This is a genomic window from Paracoccus sp. Z118 (assembly GCF_019061185.1).
In the GTDB taxonomy this organism is placed as follows: Bacteria; Pseudomonadota; Alphaproteobacteria; order Rhodobacterales; family Rhodobacteraceae; genus Paracoccus.
The window spans coordinates 1-405 of the sequence record NZ_JAHQZU010000138.1 but is presented as its reverse complement, the minus strand read 5'-3'; the positions used below and the strand labels follow the sequence as shown (position 1 = coordinate 405).

1 protein-coding gene is annotated in these 405 nt (G+C 67.2%); it reads left to right on the top strand.

The genetic code is table 11. The features are described from left to right. Nucleotides 1–405: SDR family oxidoreductase (locus KTN05_RS17890; RefSeq protein ID WP_217330701.1), on the top strand; the 405-nt coding region annotated here is incomplete at both ends.

Here is a 405-nt window from a genome sequence, read left to right as displayed (position 1 = left end):
TGCCGGACGCGGCCTCGACGCGCCAGGCACCGAGGGCGGCGACGCGGACGAATGGCGGGCGATGATCGGGATCAACATCATGGGCCTGCTCTTCACCGCGAAGGCCGCCCTGCCTCACCTGAAGGAACGGCAAGGCCACCTGCTGATGACCGGATCGGCGGCGGGCCGCGTTCATATCAAGGGATCGGTCTACGGCGCTTCCAAATGGTTCGTCCACGGCTACGCAGGTAACCTGGCCGAGGAGATGCGCGAGTGGGGCGGGCGCTGCACCCTTATCGCGCCGGGCATGGTGGACACGGAGTTCTTCGAGGAGGCCAAGCCCAAGGCCATCCGGGCGGACGAGGTCGCCAATGCTGCGCTCTACGCGCTTGAGGCTGGCGACCATGCGGCTGTTCGCGAGGTCTT